This window comes from Streptomyces sp. NPDC056480, assembly GCF_042795405.1.
Taxonomy (GTDB): Bacteria; Actinomycetota; Actinomycetes; order Streptomycetales; family Streptomycetaceae; genus Streptomyces.
Map to the genome: position 1 here is coordinate 19,888 of NZ_JBHTSA010000008.1, position 21,089 is coordinate 40,976.

At 71.1% G+C, this 21,089-nt stretch carries 22 protein-coding genes; 8 read left to right on the plus strand and 14 right to left on the minus strand.

The window, feature by feature from the left end:
• Positions 1–68: 68 nt before the first annotated feature.
• The 5 genes from ACFQ79_RS06235 to ACFQ79_RS06255 form a co-directional block, all read right to left on the minus strand.
• Positions 69–557, minus strand: coding sequence for a GNAT family N-acetyltransferase (locus ACFQ79_RS06235; protein WP_383579672.1), 489 nt, complete (start codon positions 555–557; stop codon positions 69–71).
• The gene (locus ACFQ79_RS06240) at positions 554–1,648 is read right to left on the minus strand and encodes a hypothetical protein (protein ID WP_383579673.1); all 1,095 of its coding nucleotides are present in this window, start codon (positions 1,646–1,648) and stop codon (positions 554–556) included. Before ACFQ79_RS06240 ends, ACFQ79_RS06235 begins: the two co-directional genes overlap by 4 nt.
• 130 nt (positions 1,649–1,778) lie before the next feature.
• Positions 1,779–2,786 (minus strand): ABC transporter substrate-binding protein, encoded by a 1,008-nt coding sequence (locus ACFQ79_RS06245; RefSeq protein ID WP_383579675.1) that lies wholly within the window; start codon positions 2,784–2,786, stop codon positions 1,779–1,781.
• Positions 2,787–2,792: 6 nt separating this feature from the next.
• Complete coding sequence (locus tag ACFQ79_RS06250; protein ID WP_383579676.1) at positions 2,793–3,494, minus strand: ABC transporter permease; 702 nt, start codon at positions 3,492–3,494, stop codon at positions 2,793–2,795.
• A 1-nt stretch (position 3,495) separates the two neighbouring features.
• Entirely contained in the window at positions 3,496–4,182 is a 687-nt protein-coding gene (locus ACFQ79_RS06255; protein WP_383579677.1) for an ABC transporter permease, read from the minus strand.
• Positions 4,183–4,325: 143 nt separating this feature from the next.
• On the opposite strand from ACFQ79_RS06255, the gene ACFQ79_RS06260 reads away from it, so the two are divergent.
• Complete coding sequence (locus ACFQ79_RS06260) at positions 4,326–5,333, plus strand: ABC transporter ATP-binding protein (protein WP_383579679.1); 1,008 nt, start codon at positions 4,326–4,328, stop codon at positions 5,331–5,333.
• A 13-nt stretch (positions 5,334–5,346) separates the two neighbouring features.
• Here the strand turns inward: ACFQ79_RS06260 and ACFQ79_RS06265 are convergent, their stop codons facing one another.
• A complete protein-coding gene (locus ACFQ79_RS06265) occupies positions 5,347–6,459 on the minus strand; it encodes an alpha/beta hydrolase (protein WP_383579680.1) in 1,113 nt (370 codons plus the stop codon).
• A gap of 165 nt (positions 6,460–6,624) precedes the next feature.
• On the opposite strand from ACFQ79_RS06265, the gene ACFQ79_RS06270 reads away from it, so the two are divergent.
• The 6 genes from ACFQ79_RS06270 (at position 6,625) to ACFQ79_RS06295 (ending at position 11,467) form a co-directional block, all read left to right on the plus strand.
• Positions 6,625–8,469, plus strand: a complete 1,845-nt coding sequence (locus ACFQ79_RS06270) for a phosphatidylglycerol lysyltransferase domain-containing protein (protein WP_383579682.1) — start codon at positions 6,625–6,627, stop codon at positions 8,467–8,469.
• Between the two features lie 28 nt (positions 8,470–8,497).
• Positions 8,498–9,358 (plus strand): dihydropteroate synthase, encoded by an 861-nt coding sequence (gene folP / locus ACFQ79_RS06275; protein ID WP_383579683.1) that lies wholly within the window; start codon positions 8,498–8,500, stop codon positions 9,356–9,358.
• Positions 9,355–9,822, plus strand: a complete 468-nt coding sequence (locus tag ACFQ79_RS06280) for a nuclear transport factor 2 family protein (RefSeq protein WP_383579684.1) — start codon at positions 9,355–9,357, stop codon at positions 9,820–9,822. Before folP ends, ACFQ79_RS06280 begins: the two co-directional genes overlap by 4 nt.
• 144 nt (positions 9,823–9,966) lie before the next feature.
• The gene (gene folB / locus ACFQ79_RS06285; protein WP_056569486.1) at positions 9,967–10,326 is read left to right on the plus strand and encodes a dihydroneopterin aldolase; all 360 of its coding nucleotides are present in this window, start codon (positions 9,967–9,969) and stop codon (positions 10,324–10,326) included.
• Entirely contained in the window at positions 10,323–10,922 is a 600-nt protein-coding gene (gene folK, locus ACFQ79_RS06290) for a 2-amino-4-hydroxy-6-hydroxymethyldihydropteridine diphosphokinase (protein WP_383579686.1), read from the plus strand. The genes folB and folK overlap by 4 nt, the downstream gene beginning before the upstream one ends.
• 62 nt (positions 10,923–10,984) lie before the next feature.
• Positions 10,985–11,467, plus strand: coding sequence for a DUF3180 domain-containing protein (locus tag ACFQ79_RS06295; protein WP_383579688.1), 483 nt, complete (start codon positions 10,985–10,987; stop codon positions 11,465–11,467).
• Between the two features lie 27 nt (positions 11,468–11,494).
• On the opposite strand, the gene ACFQ79_RS06300 is transcribed toward ACFQ79_RS06295, so the two are convergent.
• The 8 genes from ACFQ79_RS06300 to dacB form a co-directional block, all read right to left on the minus strand.
• Positions 11,495–12,025: an SMI1/KNR4 family protein gene (locus ACFQ79_RS06300; RefSeq protein WP_383579690.1), complete on the minus strand. Its 531-nt coding sequence runs from the start codon at positions 12,023–12,025 to the stop codon at positions 11,495–11,497.
• Between the two features lie 56 nt (positions 12,026–12,081).
• Positions 12,082–13,074, minus strand: coding sequence for a hypothetical protein (locus tag ACFQ79_RS06305; protein ID WP_383579692.1), 993 nt, complete (start codon positions 13,072–13,074; stop codon positions 12,082–12,084).
• A 69-nt stretch (positions 13,075–13,143) separates the two neighbouring features.
• Positions 13,144–13,749, minus strand: coding sequence for a GTP cyclohydrolase I FolE (folE, locus tag ACFQ79_RS06310; RefSeq protein WP_383579694.1), 606 nt, complete (start codon positions 13,747–13,749; stop codon positions 13,144–13,146).
• Between the two features lie 100 nt (positions 13,750–13,849).
• Positions 13,850–15,868 carry an ATP-dependent zinc metalloprotease FtsH gene (gene ftsH / locus ACFQ79_RS06315; RefSeq protein ID WP_319316256.1) on the minus strand — a complete coding sequence of 673 codons (2,019 nt, stop codon included), beginning with the start codon at positions 15,866–15,868 and terminating at the stop codon, positions 13,850–13,852.
• A gap of 172 nt (positions 15,869–16,040) precedes the next feature.
• Positions 16,041–16,580 carry a hypoxanthine phosphoribosyltransferase gene (hpt, locus tag ACFQ79_RS06320; protein WP_030219931.1) on the minus strand — a complete coding sequence of 180 codons (540 nt, stop codon included), beginning with the start codon at positions 16,578–16,580 and terminating at the stop codon, positions 16,041–16,043.
• A 41-nt stretch (positions 16,581–16,621) separates the two neighbouring features.
• A complete protein-coding gene (tilS, locus tag ACFQ79_RS06325) occupies positions 16,622–17,641 on the minus strand; it encodes a tRNA lysidine(34) synthetase TilS (protein WP_383579697.1) in 1,020 nt (339 codons plus the stop codon).
• Positions 17,642–17,849: 208 nt separating this feature from the next.
• Positions 17,850–18,989: a zinc-dependent metalloprotease gene (locus tag ACFQ79_RS06330; RefSeq protein ID WP_383579699.1), complete on the minus strand. Its 1,140-nt coding sequence runs from the start codon at positions 18,987–18,989 to the stop codon at positions 17,850–17,852.
• Positions 18,990–19,082: 93 nt separating this feature from the next.
• Positions 19,083–20,486, minus strand: coding sequence for a D-alanyl-D-alanine carboxypeptidase/D-alanyl-D-alanine-endopeptidase (dacB, locus tag ACFQ79_RS06335; protein ID WP_383579701.1), 1,404 nt, complete (start codon positions 20,484–20,486; stop codon positions 19,083–19,085).
• Between the two features lie 102 nt (positions 20,487–20,588).
• Between dacB and ACFQ79_RS06340 the strand changes: the two genes are divergently transcribed.
• Positions 20,589–21,080, plus strand: a complete 492-nt coding sequence (locus tag ACFQ79_RS06340; RefSeq protein ID WP_024758444.1) for an inorganic diphosphatase — start codon at positions 20,589–20,591, stop codon at positions 21,078–21,080.
• The last annotated feature ends 9 nt before the right edge of the window (positions 21,081–21,089 follow it).

The following is a 21,089-nucleotide window of genomic DNA, read 5'->3' on the forward strand; positions in this document are numbered from 1 at the left end:
GTACCGGGGCCCGGCCGGGGTCAGGCACCGGGGCCAGGCCGGGGTCAGGCACCGGGGCCCGGCCGGGGTCAGCGCTCCCGGCGCATCACGACGTACTCCCGCTCCTCCTTGCCCGGGCGGCGCCGGTCGACGACCGCCCAGCCCCAGCGCGCGTACCGGTCCGTCAGTTCCGGTACGTCGAGGGTCATGAGGAGGGCCGGGCCGGGCGTCCCGGCGGCGAGCAGGGCGTCGTGGAGACCGCGGCCGATGCCACGTCCCTGGTGACCGGGGGCGACGACGAGCTCGGCGAGTTCGAAGGCGGTCCCGCCGCCGGTCAGGACGGTGTCGGTCCAGCCGGCCGCGAACCCGAGCAGGGCGCCGTCGGCGTCGACCGCGACCACCGCGGTGAAGTCGTCCCGCCGCGCGGCCGAGTCGAGCAGCCGGTCCACCGTGCGCACGGCGCCGAGCGGCGGCTCGTGCCAGGGAGCACCGCAGAAGGCCTGGGCGCTCAGGGCGAGCAGTTCGTCACGGTGCCCGGCGGCCTCACCGGCCGGGAGGTCGGTGAGGCGGTACGTCACGAGTTCACCGCTCCGCGCAGTTCGGCCACGTCGAGCTGCTCGGTCTCGTCGTGCGCCGTGAGGTCGATGACCTGGCCCACCGCCTGCACCTGCGCCTTCGTCCGCGCCGGCGCCAGCGGGTTCCCCGGCGTCCCCGTGGGGCTGATCGGGGTGAGCAGCGGCGCGCCGAGCGCCGTCTGCGCCGCCAGGGCCTCCTCGAGGACCTCTTCGCCCACGACGTCGGCGAGGTCCGTGTGCTGCACCGCCTCGATCGCGGCCGCCGCCTTCTGCGTACCGAAGAAGTCGAAGCCGCCCTCGGGCCGCGGGACGGGCCTGCGGGCCGCGTACGGAACGATCGCGGACGCCGTCGGCACCGCGGGGACCTTCGTGGACGCGGGCGGGAGCGCGAGGGTGCGGGCGGCCGGTCGGCTGTGCTCGGCTCCGGCGGCCGCCGCGTGCTTCCCCTGCGGCTCCTCCGTCTCACGGGCCCGCTCGGCGAGGTCGCGCGCACGGGCGGCCTCGGTGGTGCGGCGGGCCTGCTGGGCCGCGGCGTTGCGCGGGAGGTCGCGCAGCGCCTGGGCGGCGCGGCGGTAGGCCTCGGGCGTGGGCGTGGAGCCCCCGGCGGGCAGTGCCTTGACGTCGCCGGCCGTGCCATTCGCCGACTCCAGCGCCAGGACACGGGCGCCTTCCAGCGCGCTGGCCCGCTCGGTCTCGGCCGTGGCGTAGCGGCGGAGCAGATCGGCGTGCTCGCCACGGAGCCCGGCCAGCTCCACCCGCTTGGCGCGGAGCTTCGCGTCGAGCCGGGAGCGGAGCGCGCGGGCCTCTTCGAGGTCGGACTCCAGCTCGGCGACCCGCTCCTCGGCCTTCCACTGGTCGGCGGTGCGGGCCCGGTCGAGCTCGGCGACCCGCAGCCCGGCGCTCCGGTCCCACTGGCGCATGAGGACGGCACCGGTGACGGCGGCCGCCGCCGCGGCGGCCGCGAGCAGCCGTACGACGATCAGGTCACCGGGCAGCCAGGCGGCCGCGGCACACACGACCGCGGCGCCGGCGACCGCGGAGGGCGGCAGCAGCTTGTGCAGAGGCGGGGAATGGCGGTGGCGTCCACGTGGCATGGCCTGAAATTTACCGTGCGTAGGCGCCGTGTGGGGTGTCGGCCCGGCAATCTCTTGGCCACTTCTCGTCACCAGAAGTGGATATCCACCGTTCCGGTTCCGTTTCGGGCCGACGCCCCTCACCCGACGCCTACTTGTTGAGCAGCCCCTTCGTCTCCAGATACTCCTTGGCGACGTCCTCCGGCTTCGCCCGCTCGGCGTCGACCTTGCGGTTGAGTTCGGCGAGATCCGCTGTGGTCAGCACCTTGGTGATCTTGTCCAGAGCGGCGGCTATCTCGGGGGAACCGGCGTCCTTGGCGTTCACCACGGGCAGCACGTTGTCGGCGTTCTGCAGCTTCTTGTCGTCCTCGAGGAAGACCAGGCCGTAACTGTCGACGGTGGCGTCCGTGGTCGTCGTCAGGACGAGCTGGTCCACCCCGTCCTTCACCGCCTGCTTGGCCTGCGGGGTACCGACGCCCTTGGGGTCGATCCCGGTCACGTCGATCCCGTACGTCTTCTTCAGGCCGGGCGCGCAGAACGGCCGCACCGCGCATTCGTCACCGGCGGCGATCTTCACCTTCAGCTTCGAACCGCCGAGATCGGAAAGCGTCTTCAGCTTGTTCTTCGCGGCGAATTCCTTCGTCACCGCGAACGCGTTCTGATCGACCGCCTCACCGACCGCGAGCACCTTCAGGCCGCGCGGTTCGGCGAGCTTGCGCAGCGCCTCGACCGTGGCCGCCGCGTCACCGGACGCGACCGGCTTGTCCTCGGGCGCCTTCGGCCCGTTCACCTTCGCGTTGAGGAATTCCGCGATGGTCGCCGCGTATTCCGGGACGACGTCGATCTCGCCCTTCTCCAGCGACGGCTCGTACAGCTCGCGATTCTTCACCGTGGTGATGGATACGGAGTATCCGGCGTCCCGCAGCGCCTGGGCGTACAGCTCGGCGAGCACCTTGGCCTCGGTGAAGGCCGCCGCGCCGACGACCAGCGAGCCCTTCTCGCCGCCCCCGGGCTTCCCGGCGTCCCCGGAGCTTCCCGAGCCCTTCTTCTTGCCCTCCTCCAGGCTGTCACCGCCGCACGCGGCCAGCGCGACGGTCAGTGCCGCCGTCCCCAGCACCGCGCCCGCGATACGCGAGACCCTGTTCACGAGATCACCCATCCCCAGTCAGCGTTTGCTCAGTTGATCGAATCGTTGGTCGAGCCGTTGCTCGAAGCGCGGAAAGAGCAGCCGGTCCGCGCCCACCAGGACGCCCTCCACCAGGAGGGCGAGCAGGGCCACCAGGACCGCGCCCGCGACGACCTGCGCCGTGTCGTACGTGGCGAAGCCGGCCGTGATGATCCGGCCCAGGCCGCCCTGGCCGACCATCGCCGCGACCGTCGCCGTGGCCACCACCTGGACCGCAGCCGAGCGCACCCCGGTCATCACCACCGGCCGGGCCAGCGGCAGTTCGACCTGCCGGAACAGCTGCGCGCCGGTCATCCCCATGCCCCGGGCGGCCCGTACCGCGGCCGGGTCCACCTCCCGCATCCCCACGTACGCGTTGGTGAGGAGCGGGGGTATCGCGAACAGCACGAGGGCCACGACGGTCGGCACGTATCCGGCGTTCCGCAGGGGGGACACCATGAAGAGGGCGAGGACCGCGAAGACGGGAATCGCCCGCCCCACGTTCGACACGTTCACCGCGAGCGCCCCGCCCTTGCCGAGGTGGCCGAGCCAGAGGCCCAGCGGCAGCGCGAGCGCCGCGGCGATCAGCAGCGCCGCCCCGCTCACGTACACGTGCTCGGCGAGCCGCTGTCCGATGCCCTCCTCGCCCGTCCAGTGCGCGCCGGTGGTGAGCCAGCCCCAGGCATCCGTCACTACGCCCATCTCACCCACCTCCCGGCGCGGTCCGTATCCGGGTCCACGGCGTCAGCAGCCGTTGGAGGCCCAGAAGCAGCAGATCGGCGACGACCGCGAGCAGCACGCACAGCACGGAGGCGGCGAGCATCTGCGCCTTGAAGAAGGTGGGCAGCGCGTCCTCGATGAGATTGCCGAGGCCGCCGCGCCCGACGACCGAACCGACCGTCGTCAGCGCGATCGTGGAGACCGTCGCCATCCGTATCCCCGCCATCAGCACCGGGAGCGCCAGCGGCAGTTCGACCTGCCACAGGAGGCGCAGCGAGCCGTACCCCATGCCCCGGGCGGCCTCCCGCGTCTCGGCGGGCACGGCGGCGAGGCCCGCCAGCGTGTTCCGCACGAGGATCGTCAGCGCGTACAGCACGAGACCGGTGACCACGAGCGCTGACGAGAGCCCGAACAGGGGCAGCAGCAGGGAGAACATGGCGAGCGACGGCACCGTGTAGAGCAGGGTGGTCAGTCCGAGGACCGGGCCCGCGAAGCGGGGCCTGGCCCGGACGAGCAGTGCGAGCGGCACCGCGACGGCGAGCGCGATCAGCACGGACACGACCGTGATTCCCACATGCTGGAGCGTGGCGTCGGTCAACTCCTGGGAGCGGGTGCGCAGATACTCACCGCAGATCCAGTCGTTCGCGACCAGACAATTCGGTGCGCTCATCCGTCCCTCCCCCCGGGTCGTCGATCTTCCGAACGCATGTCTGACGACCCTAACCCCCGTCACCGACAATCCCCGAGACCCGCCACAATGCGGCAACACGCCCTTCACACACCCCCGGCATCCAGGGGCCAGAATGGGGAACCATGATCCGGTTCGAGCACGTGACCAAGCGGTACCCGGACGGCACCACCGCCGTCGACGACCTCTCCTTCGAGGTGGCGGAGGGCGAACTCGTCACCCTGGTCGGACCGTCCGGGTGCGGCAAGACGACCACGATGATGATGGTGAACCGGCTGGTCGAGCCGACCTCCGGCCGTGTCCTCGTCGACGGCGAGGACATCGCCGACGTCGACCCCGTCGCCCTGCGCCGCAAGATCGGCTACGTCATCCAGCAGGTCGGGCTCTTCCCCCACCGCACGGTCCTCGACAACACCGCGACCGTCCCCGCCCTCCTCGGCTGGAAGAAGGCGGCGGCACGCGCGCGTGCCGCCGAACTCCTCGACCTCGTCGGCCTCGACCCGGCCGTCTACGGCTCCCGCTACCCCGCGCAGCTCTCCGGCGGTCAGCGCCAGCGCGTCGGCGTGGCCCGCGCCCTCGCCGCGGACCCGCCGGTCCTCCTCATGGACGAACCGTTCGGCGCCGTCGACCCGGTGGTCCGCGAGCGCCTCCAGAACGAGTTCCTCGCCCTCCAGGCCACCGTCCGCAAGACCGTCCTCCTCGTCACCCACGACATCGAGGAGGCCGTCCGCATGGGCGACCGCATGGCGGTCTACGGGCAGGGCCGCATCGAGCAGTTCGACGCGCCCGCCACCGTCCTCGGCGCCCCCGCCACCCCGTACGTCGCGGACTTCGTCGGCAGCGACCGCGGCCTGAAGCGGCTCGCGGTCACCCCCGTCACGGAGGCCGACCTCGACCCCGTACCGGCGGGAGGTCCCGCGGTGACGGACAAGACCCCGAGCCGCGACGGCGCCCCCGACCCCGTCCCGCTCGGGACCTCGCTCAAGGACGCCCTCGCCGTACTCCTCCAGCACGACACGGGCCGGCTCACCGTCACCGGCGAGGACGGCCGGCCGCTCGGCGTCCTCACCCCGGAGGGCGTCCACCGCGCCCTGCGCCGGGCGTCGGCCTCCGCCCCGGCCCCGGCCTCCTGAGCACGGCTCGGACTCAGGTCGCGCTGAGCTTGCCGCTCATCCAGACCAGCCCCGGCGGGATCTCGCGGTTCCACGTGTTGAAGTTGTGGCCGCCGCTCTCCAGCGTGATCGACGAGACCTTCGCCGGGCTCTTCACCTTCTTGATGAAGTCGAGCGTCGCCCGCCGGTTGCCCTCGCCCCGCTTCGACGTCGACACCAGGAACGACGACGGGCCCTGCGGCCGGTGGTCCAGGCTCCACAGCAGGTCGCCCCGCTTGCGCAGGCTGTCGTCCCCGTGGAAGAGATCGCCGGTCGTCACGTCCTCCGCCGCCCGGTAGTACGCGGACAGTCCCACCCCGGCGGCGAACCGGTCGGGATGGTGCAGGGCGATCTTCAGCGCGCAGTACCCGCCGGTGGAGCTCCCCATGAAGCCCCAGTTGCGGGGCTTCATGCCCACCCGGTACGTCTCCGAGACCGCCTTCGGCAGATCCTCCGCGAAGAAGGTCTCCGTCTGCGGACCACCCGGGATGTCCACGCACTCGGTGTCCCGCGGCGGCGCCACCGTCGGGCGGAGCATCACGAGGATCATCGGCTGCATCCGGCCCTCCTTCGCCTGGAGGTAGGCCGTCTTCGGGTACTTCAGCCCTTTGATCAGGTTCTCCGCCGTGCCCGGATACCCCGTCAGCACCACCGTGGCCGGAAAGGTGCGCTTGGCGTACTTCGCCTGGAAGTACTCCGGCGGCAGATACACATAGGCCGGCGAGACGATCCCGGACCGCTCCCCCGCCACGACGACCTTCTGTATCTGGCCGGCGGTCGTCGGACGGCCGCCGCCCGGCACGTCGAGCCCCTGCGTCCCCACCACCTTGATGTCCTTCGAACCGGCCGCGTGGTCGACGACCACGCCCATGTCCTGCTCCTGCCCGAACAGGTCGGCCCACGAGCCGTAGAAGAGGAAGGAACGGTTCGCCGTCAGGCCCACCGCGGCGAACAGCGCCAGCTGCGTCATCAGCAGCAGCCCGATCCGCCCCACCACCGCGCGCCAGCCACGCCGCGCCAGCCGAGGCCAGAACCAGACCGTGACGAGGAACAACGCCACGGCAAGCACGACCGCCACCACGAGGACTTTGCTGCTGGTGAGACCCATGGGACGACCGAGCCTTCTTTCTGAGAATTTCCTGTGGACCGATGAACCCGACTCCGCACGGCTCCGTCCTAGAAGGCGCACCAACCGGTACGGCCCGCCGAATGCGCCGCAGGGCCCGACCGGAGTCAAGGACCCTTCGCAGGACCACGGGAAGCACGGGAAGCCATGTCTGTCACAGTAGATGGGGACAAATCCGGATTGGTTCCGGTTCGAGTACGCCGGATTCTCCGCGGCCCCCGCCCCGAGAAGGTCCCCGCACTCGTCGGCACCGCCTGCACCCTGATCGGCCTCATCGACATCGCCGCCGGCGTCTTCCCCCGCTTCCGCGCCAGCCGGATGCACGCCGTGGCCGAGGTCCTCCCCGGCACCCTCGGCCCCCTCTCCGCCGCCCTCTCCCTCAGCGCCGGCGTCCTCCTGCTGCTCCTCGCCCACGGCCTCAAGCGGCACAAGCGCCGCGCCTGGCGCGCCGCCGTCGTCCTCCTCCCCCTCGGCGCCGCCGCCCAGTTCGTCTGGCGCCACTCCGTCCTCGGCGCCCTCCTCTCCCTCGTACTCCTCACACTCCTCCTGCGCCACCGCGGCGAGTTCGCCGCCCTGCCCGACCCACGCAGCCGCTGGCGCGCACTCGCCAACTTCGTCCTCATGGGCGCCGGATCCCTCGCCCTCGGCCTCGTCATCGTCAGCGCCCACCCCCGCCGCGTCATCGGCAGCCCCAGCCTCGCCGACCGCCTCGAACACGTCCTCTACGGACTCTTCGGCGTCGAAGGCCCCGTCGGCTACAGCAACGGCGTCGACTGGACCGTCGGCTACTCCCTCGGCGCCCTCGGCATGCTCACCGCCCTCACCACCATCTACCTCGCCTTCCGCCCCGAGCACCCCGCCGCCCGCCTCACCGACGAGGACGAGATCCGCCTCCGCGCCCTCCTCGACCAGCACGGCGGCCGCGACTCCCTCGGCCACTTCGCACTCCGCCGCGACAAGGGCGTCGTCTTCTCCCCCAGCGGAAAGGCCGCCGTCTGCTACCGCGTCGTCTCCGGCGTCATGCTCGCCAGCGGCGACCCCATCGGCGACGTCGAAGCCTGGCCCGGCGCCATCGAACGCTTCATGGACGAGGCCAAGGCCCACTCCTGGACCCCCGCCGTCATGGGCTGCTCCGAGACCGGCGGCCAGGTCTGGACCCGCGAGACCGGCCTCGACGCCCTCGAACTCGGCGACGAGGCGGTCGTCGACGTCGCGGATTTCTCCCTCTCCGGACGGGCCATGCGCAACGTCCGGCAAATGGTCAAGCGCATCGAACGCAACGGCTACACCACCCGGGTCCGCCGCGTCCGTGACCTCGACGACGCCGAACTCGAACACGTCCGCCGCGCCGCCGCCGACTGGCGCGGCACCGACACCGAACGCGGCTTCTCCATGGCCCTCGGCCGCATCGGCGCCCCCGGCGACGGCGACGCCGTCATAGCGACCGCCCACAAGACCGACGCCGGAGACGACCCCGACTCCGCCTACGGCGACCTCAAGGCGATCATCCACTTCGTCCCCTGGGGCCCGGACGGCATGTCCCTCGAACTCATGCGCCGCGACCGCTCCGCCGACCCCGGCATGAACGAGCTCCTCATCGTCGCCGCCCTCCAGGCCTCCCCCGGCCTCGGCATCGCACGCGTGTCCCTCAACTTCGCCATGTTCCGCTCGGCCCTCGCCCGCGGCGAGAAGATCGGCGCAGGACCCGTCCTGCGCGTCTGGCGCGGACTCCTCGTCTTCCTCTCCCGCTGGTTCCAGATCGAGTCGCTGTACAAGTTCAACGCCAAGTTCCAGCCCCGCTGGGAACCCCGCTTCGTCGTCTACCGCAAGAGCCGCGACCTCCCCCGCATCGGCTTCGCCGCCATGCAGGCCGAAGGCTTCGTGAACCTCGCGCTGCCCCGCCCCTTCACCCGCAGGCGCCCCGCCCCCGCCCCGCGCCCCTGCGCCCACATCGTCCCCACCCCCGCCGAGCGCGAGGTCCGCGCGGCCTGATGCCGCCCCTGGGCCCTACGCTGGACGCATGAGTACGACGATCGACCGGGGCACCCCCCGGGGCCTGCCGGAGTGGGACCGCTGCGCGGTCATGGGCGTGGTCAACGTGACCCCCGACTCCTTCTCCGACGGCGGCCGCTGGTTCGACACCACGGCCGCCGTCAAACACGGCCTCGACCTCGTCGCCGAGGGCGCCGACCTCGTCGACGTCGGCGGCGAGTCCACCCGGCCCGGCGCCAGCCGCGTCGACGAGGAGGAAGAACTCCGCCGCGTCGTCCCCGTCGTCCGCGGCCTCGCCGCCGAAGGCGTCACCGTCTCCGTCGACACCATGCGCGCCCGCGTCGCCGCCCGCGCCGTCGAAGCCGGCGCCCTCCTCGTCAACGACGTCAGCGGCGGCCTCGCCGACCCCGCCATGGTCCCCGCCGTCGCCGCCGCCGAAGTCCCCTTCGTCGTCATGCACTGGCGCGGATTCAGCCAGGACATGAACAGCCTCGCCGTGTACGACGACGTCGTCACCGAGGTCGTCGGCGAACTCCGCACCCGCCTCGAAGCCGTCATCGACGGCGGCATCGACCCCGAACGCATCGTCGTCGACCCCGGCCTCGGCTTCGCCAAGCTCGCCCCCCACGACCTCGCCCTCGTCGCCCACCTCCCCGAACTCCGCGCCCTCGGCCGCCCCCTCCTCGTCGCCGCCTCCCGCAAGCGGTTCCTCGGCCACGTCCTCGCCCGCGAGGGCGCCTCGCCGCCGCCCGCGCGCGAACGCGACGCCGCCACCGCCGCCGTCTCCGCCCTCGCCGCACACGCGGGCGCGTGGGCCGTCCGCGTCCACGAGGTCCGGGCCACCGCCGACGCCGTACGCGTCGCCCGCGCCGTCGAGGGAGCCGCGTGAGCCGCAGCGCCGACGAGGCGGCCGTCGAAGCCGCCAACACCGCCTTCTACGAGGCGATGGAGACCGGCGACTTCGAGGGCGTCTCGGCACTCTGGCTCGACGACGGAGCCACCCCCATCACCTGCGTCCACCCCGGCTGGCCCGTCCTCACCGGCCGCGGCGAGGTGCTCCGCTCGTACGCGCTGATCATGGCGAACACCGAGTACATCCAGTTCTTCCTCACCGACCTCAAGATCTCCCTCGCCGGCCACACCGCCGTCGTCACCTGCACCGAGAACATCCTCAGCGGCGGCCCCGCCGAGGAGGGCGCCGAACTGGGCCCCCTCGTCGGACAGCTCGTCGTCGCCACCAATGTGTTCCGCCACACACCCGACGGCTGGCGGATCTGGTCCCACCACGCCTCCCCGGTCCTCACGGACACCGAGGAGACACCGGAAGAGGAGCCCGGCGGCGACACCCCGTGACCACTCCGCCACCCACCCCGCGGACCCGCCCACGGCCCCCACAGGCAAGCCCTGTCGGTCCCCGCAGGTAGATTCGATGCTGGACACCCGGCCGTCCGCACCCGGCTGCGTGGCCACCGAACTACGACAGCAGGAGTGATTCGCGTGGATCGTGTCGCGCTGCGCGGCCTCAAGGCCCGGGGCCACCACGGCGTCTTCCCCAAGGAGCGCGAGGAAGGCCAGACCTTCATCGTGGACCTGGTCCTCGGCCTGGACACCCGCCCGGCGGCCGCCGACGACGACCTGACGAAGACCGTGCACTACGGGATCGTCGCCGAAGAGGTCGTCGACGTCGTCCAGGGCGAGCCCGTCGACCTCATCGAAACGCTCGCCGAGCGCATCGCACAGCAATGCCTCAGCCACGCCGGGGTACAAGAGGTGGAGGTCGTCGTCCACAAACCGGACGCGCCCATCACCGTGCCGTTCGACGACGTGACCATCACGATCACCCGGAGCCGACGATGAAGCCGATGCAGAGCGACCCCACCGTCCAGCCCGTACCGGCCTCCGTCGTCGCCACCGTCGACGCCGCCGACACGACGCTGTCCAACCCCCGCTGGGCCGTCGTGGCCCTCGGCGCCAACCTCGGCAACCGCCTGGAGACCCTCCAGGGGGCCGTCGACGCCCTCGCCGACACCCCGGGCCTCCGGGTCAAGGCCGTCTCCCCCGTGTACGAGACGGAGCCCTGGGGCGTCGACCCCGACACCCAGCCCTCGTACTTCAACGCCGTCGCGCTCGTGAAGACGACACTGCCGCCCTCCTCCCTCCTGGAGCGCGCCCACGCCGTCGAGGAGGCCTTCCACCGCGTCCGCGAGGAGCGCTGGGGCGCCCGCACCATCGACGTCGACATCGTCGCCTACGCGGACGTCGTCTCCGACGACCCCGTCCTCACCCTCCCGCACCCCCGCGCCCACCAGCGCGCCTTCGTCCTCGCCCCCTGGCACGACGTGGACCCCGAAGCCCAGCTCCCCGGCCACGGCACCGTCGCCGCACTCCTCGCCACCCTCGGCGACGAAGGCATCGCCCGCCGCGCCGACCTGGAACTCCGTCTGCCCGAGTAGTCGTTACGCTTCGTGGCAGACCGCACAGCGGAGCACGACCGACGACCAGGAGAAGGACACCGGTGAAACAACTGCGGCTGAAGGTGCTCGCCGGACTGTTCCTCGTGGCCGGCGTCCTCTCCTGGGGCGCCGCACGGCTCTGGGACGCGGTCGGCACCCTGCCCAGCGTGCCGATCGCCGCGCCCATCGTCCTCGCCGTGATCGCGGCCGTCCTCACCGCGACCGCCCTCTCCATCCGCGTCCGCCTCAAGGCCCAGCGCGAGCGCCGCCCCGGCGCCAAGGGCGTCGAACCCCTGATGGCGGCCCGCGCGGTGGTCTTCGGCCAGGCGAGCGCCCTGGTGGCCGCCCTCGTCGCCGGCATGTACGGCGGCACGGGCGTCTACCTCCTGGGCTTCCTCGACGTCCCGGCCCGCCGCGACCAGGCCCTCTACGCGGCCTTCTCGGTAGCGGCGGGCATCGCCGTCATCGCGGCCGCCCTCTTCCTGGAGCGCATCTGCAAACTCCCGGAAGACGACGACGAGGGCCCGGGCAAGGCCCGGGTCTAGCGCCCCGTACGGCGAGAACTCCCGCACTCAGCGGCAGAGCTCGTCGAGATCCTCCGAGAAACTCGCGAACTCGGCCTGCGCCTCTCCGACGATCTCCCGAGCAGCCCGGCGCGGCGTGGTCGCGAATCGCCCGGCCAGATCGGCCAGGTCCGGATCCGGCCGCGCCTCCCGCTCCACGTACAGAGCAGCCTCCATCGGCCCGAAGCCGTCGGCGAGCACCCACAGGAAGTCGGACAGGTTCCCGGCGACCACACCGCGTTCGCCCTCCGACCCCATAAACACCACGGGCTGCTCGACAAGCGGCTGCCCCGGCCGCACCCACCAGATCGCCGCGAGACCTCCGGTCCCGTCCTGCCCGAAGACGCTGTAGTCACCGCCGTCGAGCGCGTGGTTGCCGGTCCAATGCCGGAGCCAGTCAGTGGTCTCCTCGGCGGAGTCGAAGGCGTTGTACGGCTCGAAGTCGACGCCCTCACCCTCTTCGCCGTAGTCGAACTCGACCCGGGCGACAGCGGCCAACGCGTCAGGAAAGCGGCGGTCGCCGCCGAACGTCTCGATCATCCGCGCAGGCTAGCCGCCTTCACTGACACCACCGCCTGCCGGGCCCGGCCCAGGCACTACCAGGCCTCGCGCACGAGGTGCCCGTTCACCAGGAAGGTGGGGTACGGGGCGAGCCGGTAGCTGTAGAAGGTGAAGGGCTTGGCGCCGAGGGCGGGGCGGGGGCGGACTTCCTGAACCTTGATCCAGGAGGACTCGGGCGGGTGGAGGGAGTGGTGCTCAGGGTGGAAGGTGTTGCGGTCTGCCCAGCGATTCGACACGTAGAGCTGCGAGACGAGCCCTTGCTTTGAGGGCGTGAATCGCGCTCCGATGATCTGCGCCAGCTCTTCCAGGAAAGGGACGTTGCTGCTCGCAATCATTCGTCCATGAGCGTGCTTGACGTTGTAGCCGTCACCGTCGATGTATCCGTCGAGGAACCCTTGAAGAGTGTCGATGTCCCTCAACACCACTCGCGGACATCCCTGCCGCATGTGGTGGGCATCTCCACCCACGAAGTGCCGCATCGCGTCGGACAGGTAAGAAGAGACCACCCGCACGCGGAAACCGGGCAGATCACGCTTCAGATAGCCAGATGGCCGGGTCACCGCTTCCAGTCGGGCAGACAGCCCCATGCAGGCCCTCAGTGCGGTCGCGTACCGGGACGCAAACCACTCCTCGTTCACGACCAGCGACACATAGTTCTTGCCCACCGTGCCGTCGGCACACGTGGCACCCACGAAGTAGCCGAACTCGTACCCCGGCCTGATCGTCAGCCGCTCGCGGCACAGCTTCTTCGCATGCGTCCAGGCGATCGTCCGCCCCGTCGCATACGCGGCGGGCGTCCACCCGTCCGGCCCGGCCAGCAGCAGGTCCGGACTGGCGGTGAAGGTGATGCGGTCCGTGACCACATCCACCGCCGCCCGTCCCTTCACCGCCGTCACGCCCGCGACCGTGGTCCGTACCGTCCGGTCCCCGTCCAGCGTCCACATGGTGCTGCCCAGCGTCACGTTCTTCGCCTGGACACAGCCGCCCACCAGGTTCACCAGCATCTTGCTGGTCGGCCCGTACCCCATACCGCCCCCTTGATCAGCGATTAACTTCACTGATCAAGGACGGTATGGAGCAAGAAGGACAGCTCGCTACTAACGGGCCAATATCAGGGACATAGCCTCAGCCCGGGTGGTAGCGTCACGAAGTTGACCACGTACCGCCGAGGTGGTCGTCTTCGCGCCCGGCTTGCGGACGCCGCGCAAAGCCATGCACATGTGCTCGGCCTCGATGACGACGATCGCACCACGGGCATCGAGGATGCGCATCAGCGAGTCGGCGATCTGCGTCGTCAGGCGCTCCTGCACCTGCGGGCGGCGGGCGAAGACGTCGACGAGGCGCGCCAGCTTGGACAGTCCGGTGATCTTGCCCGATTCAGCCGGAATGTAACCAATGTGGGCTACGCCATGAAATGGGAGCAAATGATGCTCACAGGTGGCTGTCAGCTCGATGTCCTTCACCAGGACCATCTCGTCGTGTCCCAGGTCGAACGTCGTCGTCAGGACGTCCTCAGGCTTCTGCCACAGCCCCGCGAACAGTTCCTTGTACGCCCGCGCCACCCGCGCCGGCGTCTGCTGCAGACCCTCGCGGTCCGGGTCCTCGCCGACCGCGATGAGGAGCTCGCGTACGGCTGCCTCGGCGCGCTTCTCGTCGAACTCGCCGATCGTGCCCTCGCCGTCCAGCGTCACCGGGTCGGTCATCTCTGTGCCTCGTTCCGTCTGACTGATGTGCGCGAAATGCCGCGCCCCCACAGGCTAAAACCTGTGGGGGCGCGGCAGCCATTCCGGGGGTGCGGGACGGTCAGTCCTCCGGGGTGTCCACCGGGGCGATCTCGATGCCCTTCGTGGTGTCGACCGCGGGGGTCGCCGAGCCGTTCGCCGTGTTCGTCAGGGCGAGCTCCTTGGGGGAGAGCACCGGCGGACGCGTGGACGGGGTACGGCGGGAGGAGCCGGTCCAGGCCGGGCGGGCCGGGCGCCGGACGATGGGGGTGAAGATCTCGGCGATCTCCTCCTTGCCCAGCGTCTCCTTCTCCAGCAGGGCGAGGACCAGGTTGTCGAGAATGTCGCGGTTCTCGACGAGGATCTCCCAGGCCTCGTTGTGCGCGGTCTCGATGAGCTTCTTGACCTCTTCGTCGACCAGCGCCGCGACCTCTTCCGAGTAGTCGCGCTGGTGCGCCATCTCACGGCCGAGGAAGGGCTCGGTGTTGTCGCCACCGAACTTGATCGCGCCGAGACGCTCGGTCATGCCGTACTGGGTGACCATCGCGCGGGCCGTGGCCGTGGCCTTCTCGATGTCGTTGGCGGCGCCGGTGGTCGGGTCGTGGAAGACCAGTTCCTCCGCCGCACGGCCGCCCAGCATGTACGCCAGCTGGTCGAGCATCTCGTTGCGGGTGGTCGAGTACTTGTCCTCGTCCGGCAGGACCATCGTGTAGCCCAGGGCGCGGCCGCGGGACAGGATGGTGATCTTGTGGACGGGGTCGGAGTTCGGCGAGGCCGCCGCGACGAGGGCGTGGCCGCCCTCGTGGTACGCGGTGATCTTCTTCTCCTTGTCCGACATGATCCGGGTCCGCTTCTGCGGGCCCGCGACCACTCGGTCGATCGCCTCGTCCAGTGCCGCGTTGTCGATCAGCTTCTGGTCGCTGCGGGCGGTGAGGAGCGCCGCCTCGTTGAGGACGTTGGAGAGGTCCGCGCCGGTGAAGCCGGGGGTGCGTCGGGCGACGGCGCCGAGGTCGACGTCCGGTGCGACCGGCTTGCCCTTCTGGTGGACCTTGAGGATCTCCAGACGGCCCTGCATGTCCGGGCGGTCGACGGCGATCTGCCGGTCGAAGCGTCCGGGGCGCAGGAGGGCGGGGTCGAGGATGTCGGGCCGGTTCGTGGCGGCGATCAGGATGACGCCGCCCTTCACGTCGAAGCCGTCCATCTCGACGAGCAGCTGGTTGAGGGTCTGCTCGCGCTCGTCGTGGCCGCCGCCGAGGCCGGCGCCGCGGTGGCGTCCGACGGCGTCGATCTCGTCGACGAAGACGATGGCGGGTGCGTTGGCCTTGGCCTGCTCGAAGAGGTCACGGACCCGGGAGGCGCCGACGCCGACGAACATCTCGACGAAGTCGGAGCCGGAGATCGAGTAGAACGGCACCCCGGCCTCGCCGGCGACGGCGCGCGCGAGGAGCGTCTTGCCGGTTCCGGGCGGGCCGTAGAGCAGGACGCCCTTGGGGATCTTGGCGCCGACGGCCTGGAACTTGGCCGGCTCCTGGAGGAACTCCTTGATCTCGTGGAGTTCCTCGACGGCCTCGTCCGAGCCCGCGACGTCGGCGAAGGTGGTCTTCGGCGTGTCCTTGGTGATGAGCTTCGCCTTGGACTTGCCGAACTGCATGACGCGGGAGCCGCCGCCCTGCATCTGGTTCATCAGGAAGAGGAAGACGACCACGATGAGGACGAAGGGGAGGAGGGAGAGCAGGATCGAGACGAAGGGCGACTGCTTCGTCGGGGAGACGGTGTAGCCCTTCTCGATCTGCCCGGCCTCGAACTTCTCCTGCAGCTTGTCGGCGACGTCGACGCCCTGGGAGCCGATGTAGCTGGCCTGGACCTTGCTGCTGTTGTCGATCTTCTGACCGTCGACGAGCTCGATCTTGATGATCTGCTCGTCACCGGTGGTGACCTTTGCCTGCTTGACCTGGTTCTTGTCGATCGCCTGGACGACCTTGCCGGTGTCCACCGTCTTGTAGCCCTCGGACGAGCCGACGACCTGCATCAGCACGACCACGGCGAGGACGGCCAGCACGATCCACATGACCGGCCCACGGAAGTATCGCTTCACGTCCATCCATACGGAGCGAGAACGCCCCGTCCCTCCTGCCCGTAGGAAAATGCTGCTGTGAGAGCTGCTGTGTGAAAAAGCTGTTCTTCGGACGGTACCTCAGCATCGTCGCCCGCGACCGCCTTCCCGTGGTTCAACGGGGGGAAGGCGGTGCGGGTTCCCCGTACGGCGCTGGTGTTCAGCCGCCGTAGACGTGCGGGGCGAGCGTGCCGACGAACGGAAGGTTCCGGTACTTCTCGGCGTAGTCGAGGCCGTAGCCCACGACGAACTCGTTGGGGATGTCGAAACCGATCCACTTGACGTCGATCGCGACCTTCGCGGCCTCGGGCTTGCGGAGCAGCGTGCAGACCTCCAGGGAGGCGGGCTCGCGCGAGCCGAGGTTCGACAGGAGCCAGGACAGGGTCAGGCCGGAGTCGATGATGTCCTCGACGATCAGGACGTGCTTGCCCTTGATGTCGGTGTCGAGGTCCTTGAGGATTCTGACGACGCCCGAGGACTGGGTGCCGGCGCCGTAGGAGGACACGGCCATCCAGTCCATGGTGACGGGGGTGGAAAGGGCGCGAGCCAGATCCGCCATCACCATCACCGCGCCCTTGAGGACGCCGACGATGAGCAGGTCCTTGCCCGCGTATTCCGCGTCGATCTTCGCGGCCAGCTCTGCCAGCTTGGCGTCGATCTCTTCCTTGGTGATGAGCACCGACTGGAGGTCGGTGCCCATGTCCTTCTCGTTCACCCGGGTCACTTTCGTTGCAGCGTGCGTCAGCCTTGCCGGATGACCAGTCTGCCACCCTGACGACGGGCTTCGACGCGGCCGGGCAGGTTGATGGCCCCTTGGCCGCGCCAGCCGGTGATGAGCCGGTCGACTTCTTCGATGTGGCGGGCGAAGAGGGAACCGGCGGGTGCGCCCTCGGCGATGACGGCGCGGCGCAGGACGCGGCGGCGTACGGCGGGGGGCAGGCCGTAGAGCTTGGCGCACTCCAGGGCGCCCGCCTCGTCGCGTACGCGGGTCTCGGCGTCGGCGGCCCAGGTGTCGAGGGCGTCGGCGTCGTCGCGGGAGAGCTGGGCCGTTCGGGCGAGGGCTTCGACGACGCCCTTGCCGAGGGCCTTCTCGAGGGCGGGGAGGCCTTCGTGGCGGAGCCTGGAGCGGGTGTAGGCGGGGTCGCTGTTGTGGGGGTCGTCCCAGACGGCGAGTTCCTGTGCGACGCAGGCCTTGCGGACGGTCTGGCGGTCGAGCTGGAGGAAGGGGCGCCGGTAGCGGCCGGAGGCGCCGGAGATCGCGGCCATGCCGGAGAGCGAGCGGATGCCGGAGCCGCGGGCGAGCCCGAGCAGGACGGTTTCCGCTTGGTCGTCGCGGGTGTGGCCGAGGAGGATCGCGGTGGCTCCGTGGCGTTCGGCGGCGGCGTCGAGGGCCGCGTACCGCGCGTCGCGTGCGGCGGCCTCGGGTCCTCCTTCGCGGCCGACGGTGACGGCGACGGCCTCGGAGGGGGTGAGGCCGAGGGCGGTCATGCGGGCGACGACCTCGCCCGCGCGGGTGTCGGAGCCGTCCTGGAGTCCGTGGTCGACGGTGATGCCGCCGGCGCGCACGGGAAGCTTGCGGGCCTCGAAGGCGAGGGCGGAGGCGAGCGCCATGGAGTCGGCGCCTCCGGAGCAGGCGACGAGCACGAGGGGGGTGTGTGCGTCGCGTGCGGGGGCGGGGTCGGTCTGGTGCTCGGTGAGAACGTCGTGGAGTACGCGGCGGACCGCCAGGCGTATCGCCGCGACCGCAGGATGGGGACCCATGTCCGGTGCCCTTCGTGAATGGGGTGGGGTGCCTCGGTCGGAGTCTTAACGGTCGGAATGGGGGGTTCGGTCACTCAGAGTGCGTCGATGGTGACAGAAACCCGGCCGTTACCCGAGCATTGCACGCCTCACCCCATGCCCAGGGTCCCTCGGATGGGTGATTGGCGGGGTGTTGCGACGTGTTCCTGTGCCGTGTGCCGCACCTGTCTCACGAGTCTGCCCTACGGTGCACCCTCGCGATCCAGTCGGCGGGGGCGGCGATCTCGGTCTTGGTGGGGAGCGTGTTGGGCGAGGTCCAGACGCGGTTGAATCCGTCCATGCCGACCTGGTCGACGACGGCGCGGACGAAGCGCTCGCCGTCGCGGTACTGGCGGAGCTTGGCGTCGAGGCCGAGGAGTTTGCGGAGGGCGAGGTCGAGGCGGGAGGCGCCGCGGGCGCGGCGCTGCTGGAACTTCTCGCGGATCTCGGCGACGGAGGGCACGACCTGGGGTCCGACGCCGTCCATCACGTAGTCGGCGTGGCCTTCGAGGAGGGACATGACGGCCGTGAGGCGGCCGAGGATCTCGCGCTGCTCGGGGGTCTGGACGAGTTCGACGAGGGAGGGGGCGGGTTCGCCCTCCTCGCCTTCGGGGCGGCCGCCGGCGAGGGTCTGGGCGGCTTCGCGGAGGCGTTCGACGACGGTGCCGGGGTCGACGTCGGTGGCGGCGAGGAACGACTGGATTTCGCCCTGGAGGTGGTCGCGGAGCCAGGGGACGGCGGTGAACTGGGTGCGGTGGGTCTCCTCGTGGAGGCAGACCCAGAGCCGGAAGTCGTGGGGGGAGACTTCGAGTTCGCGTTCGACGTGGACGATGTTGGGCGCGACGAGGAGGAGGCGTCCGCCGCCGTTGGCGCCGGCGGGGAGGTCGCGGGTGGCGGGGGCGAAGGTCTCGTACTGGCCGAGGATGCGGGAGGCGAGGAACGACAGGAGCATGCCGAGTTCGACGCCGGTGACCTTGCCGCCGACGGCGCCGAGGACGGCGTTGCCCGGGGTGGTGGAGCGGCGGTCCTGCATCTTGCCGAGGAGCGGGGTGAGGAGTTCGCGGAAGCCGGCGACGTTGGCCTTGATCCAGCCGGCCCGGTCGACGACGAGGACGGGCGTGTCGTGAGGTTCCATGCCCTCGGGGATCATCCGGGTGTAGGCCCGGACATGTTCCTCCGAGGCCTTGGCGTGCTTGCGGAGTTCGGCGACGACCTCGCGGGCCTCGTCGCGGCTGACTTCGGGTCCGGGCCGCACGAGGCGGGTCGCGGTCGCGACCGCGAGGTTCCAGTCGACCATCCCGGATGTGCCTGCGCCACCGATGCTCGTCATGCGTCAACCGTACGGTCTCGAAGGCTGTTCGGGGTGGGTTCGGGACGGCTTCCGTGCGGGTCGGGGCGGTGTCCGTGACGGGGTGGGCGGGGGTCAGTCCTGTGCGGCGAGGGCGGCGGAGAGACGGTCGAGGGCGGGCTGTGCCTCGTACGGGGAGAGGGTGCCGCCCGCGAGGAACGCGAAGGCGAGGAGGCGGCCGTCGGCGGTGACGACGGTCCCGGCGAGGGTGTTGACGCCTGTCAGGGTGCCGGTCTTGGCGCGGACGAGTCCGGCTCCCTCGGTGGCGGGCGCGGTGTCGAAGCGGCCGGCGAGGGTGCCGGTGAAGCCGCCGACCGGCAGTCCGGTGAGGAGCGGGCGCAGGGCGGGGCGGGCGGGGTCGGCCGCTCGGGTGAGGAGTCCGGTGAGGAGGGCGGCGGAGACGCGGTCGCGGCGGTCGAGTCCGCTGCCGTCGGCGAAGCGGGCGCCGGCGACGGGGAGGCCGAGGCGGGTGAGTTCCTCGCGGACGGCCTGGGCGGCGCCGTCGAAGCTCGCGGGCTTCTTGCGGGCGAGGGCGGTCTGCCGGGCGAGGGCTTCGGCGAGGTCGTTGTCGCTGTGGGTGAGGGTGCGCTCGACGAGGTCGGCGAGGGGGGCGGAGTAGGTGCGGGCGAGGGGGGCGGCCTTCGGGGTGCGGCCGGGGGCCGGGTCGCCGGTGACCTTGACGCCGGCGGCGGCGAGGTGGCCGGCGAAGGCGGCGGCGGTGTCGCCCGCAGGGTCGCCGGTGCGGGGTGCGGGGCCGCTCTCGCTGTCGTCGAGGCGTCCTTCGCCGGTCATGAGGGCGACGACGGGGGCGAGGTTCTCGTTGGGGCCGATGGGGTGGATCGAGGGGCCCTGGTAGAGGTTCGTGTCGTAGGTGAGGCGTACGGAGGTGTGGCCGCGGGCGGTGAGGGCGCGGGCGGTGTCGGTCGCGAGGGCCTTGAGGCGGGCCGGGTCGAGCGTGGGGTCGCCGCCGCCGGTGAGGGTGACGGTCCGGCCGTCGGGGGCGGCGGTGACGGTGGTGGCGATGCGGTGGTCGGGGCCGAGGGCGGAGAGCGCGGCGGCGGTGGTGGCGATCTTGACCGTGGACGCGGGGGTCATGGGGGTGCCGGCGCCCTCGCCGTACAGCTGTCTGCCGGTGGCGGTGTCGACGACGGAGGCCGTGCGCAGCGGGCCGAGCCCGGGGTCGGCGAGGAGCGGTACGAGGCGGGCGGTGAGGTCCGCGGGGCGGCCGGCGGGGGCCGGGGCGTGCAGGGCGGTGAGGACTCCGGGGGCGCTCGGGGCGGGCGCGGGGCGCTTCGGCGGGGCGGGCGCGGGGGGCGGGGCGTGACGCGCGCCACCCGCCGCCGGGGCGGCGGCGCGGGCCCGCTCCGCCGTACGCTGACCGGAGTCCCACGGACCTGCCGCGGTCACCGCCACGGCGGCCAGGGCCAGTCCGAGGGCGGCGGAGCCCGCCGTGAGCTGCCACATCCTCGGCTCGGGCATTGCTGACCAGCCCCTTTCGCGATCACACACGTGCGTGAGGGACACTTAATCACCGCGCGTCGTCGCGAGCATTCAGTTGTGTTGATTCAGGAGGAGCCACCCGTGGAGTTCGACGTTCTCATCGAGATCCCCAAGGGATCGCGTAACAAGTACGAGGTCGACCACGAGACGGGTCGCATCCGTCTGGACCGCCGTCTGTTCACGTCGACGGCCTACCCGACCGACTACGGCTACGTCGAGAACACCCTCGGTGAGGACGGCGACCCGCTGGACGCGCTCGTCATCCTCGACGAGCCCACGTTCCCGGGCTGCCTGATCAAGTGCCGCGCGATCGGCATGTTCCGCATGACGGACGAGGCGGGCGGCGACGACAAGCTGCTGTGCGTCCCGGCCACGGACCCGCGCATGGAGCACCTGCGGGACATCCACCACGTGGCGGAGTTCGACCGCCTGGAGATCCAGCACTTCTTCGAGGTCTACAAGGACCTGGAGCCGGGCAAGTCGGTCGAGGGCGCGGACTGGGTCGGGCGCGCCGAGGCCGAGGAAGAGATCGAGAAGTCGTACGCGCGTGCCAAGGAGCAGGGCGGCCACTGAGCCTGTTCT

Coding starts and splice junctions, on each gene's coding strand:
- ftsH (WP_319316256.1), bottom strand. CDS start 15,868: ATGGACGTGAAGCGATACTTCCGTGGGCCGGTCATGTGGATCGTGCTG.
- ACFQ79_RS06330 (WP_383579699.1), bottom strand. CDS start 18,989: ATGACGAGCATCGGTGGCGCAGGCACATCCGGGATGGTCGACTGGAAC.
- ACFQ79_RS06245 (WP_383579675.1), bottom strand. CDS start 2,786: ATGGGTGATCTCGTGAACAGGGTCTCGCGTATCGCGGGCGCGGTGCTG.
- ACFQ79_RS06255 (WP_383579677.1), bottom strand. CDS start 4,182: ATGAGCGCACCGAATTGTCTGGTCGCGAACGACTGGATCTGCGGTGAG.
- dacB (WP_383579701.1), bottom strand. CDS start 20,486: ATGCCCGAGCCGAGGATGTGGCAGCTCACGGCGGGCTCCGCCGCCCTC.
- ACFQ79_RS06240 (WP_383579673.1), bottom strand. CDS start 1,648: ATGCCACGTGGACGCCACCGCCATTCCCCGCCTCTGCACAAGCTGCTG.
- ACFQ79_RS06260 (WP_383579679.1), top strand. CDS start 4,326: ATGATCCGGTTCGAGCACGTGACCAAGCGGTACCCGGACGGCACCACC.
- hpt (WP_030219931.1), bottom strand. CDS start 16,580: ATGGGCACCGACCTCCAGTCGGTGCTCATCACCAAGGAAGAGATCGAC.
- folP (WP_383579683.1), top strand. CDS start 8,498: ATGAGTACGACGATCGACCGGGGCACCCCCCGGGGCCTGCCGGAGTGG.
- folK (WP_383579686.1), top strand. CDS start 10,323: ATGAAGCCGATGCAGAGCGACCCCACCGTCCAGCCCGTACCGGCCTCC.
- ACFQ79_RS06300 (WP_383579690.1), bottom strand. CDS start 12,025: ATGATCGAGACGTTCGGCGGCGACCGCCGCTTTCCTGACGCGTTGGCC.
- ACFQ79_RS06305 (WP_383579692.1), bottom strand. CDS start 13,074: ATGGGGTACGGGCCGACCAGCAAGATGCTGGTGAACCTGGTGGGCGGC.
- ACFQ79_RS06250 (WP_383579676.1), bottom strand. CDS start 3,494: ATGGGCGTAGTGACGGATGCCTGGGGCTGGCTCACCACCGGCGCGCAC.
- ACFQ79_RS06270 (WP_383579682.1), top strand. CDS start 6,625: ATGTCTGTCACAGTAGATGGGGACAAATCCGGATTGGTTCCGGTTCGA.
- folE (WP_383579694.1), bottom strand. CDS start 13,749: ATGACCGACCCGGTGACGCTGGACGGCGAGGGCACGATCGGCGAGTTC.
- ACFQ79_RS06265 (WP_383579680.1), bottom strand. CDS start 6,459: ATGGGTCTCACCAGCAGCAAAGTCCTCGTGGTGGCGGTCGTGCTTGCC.
- tilS (WP_383579697.1), bottom strand. CDS start 17,641: ATGGGTCCCCATCCTGCGGTCGCGGCGATACGCCTGGCGGTCCGCCGC.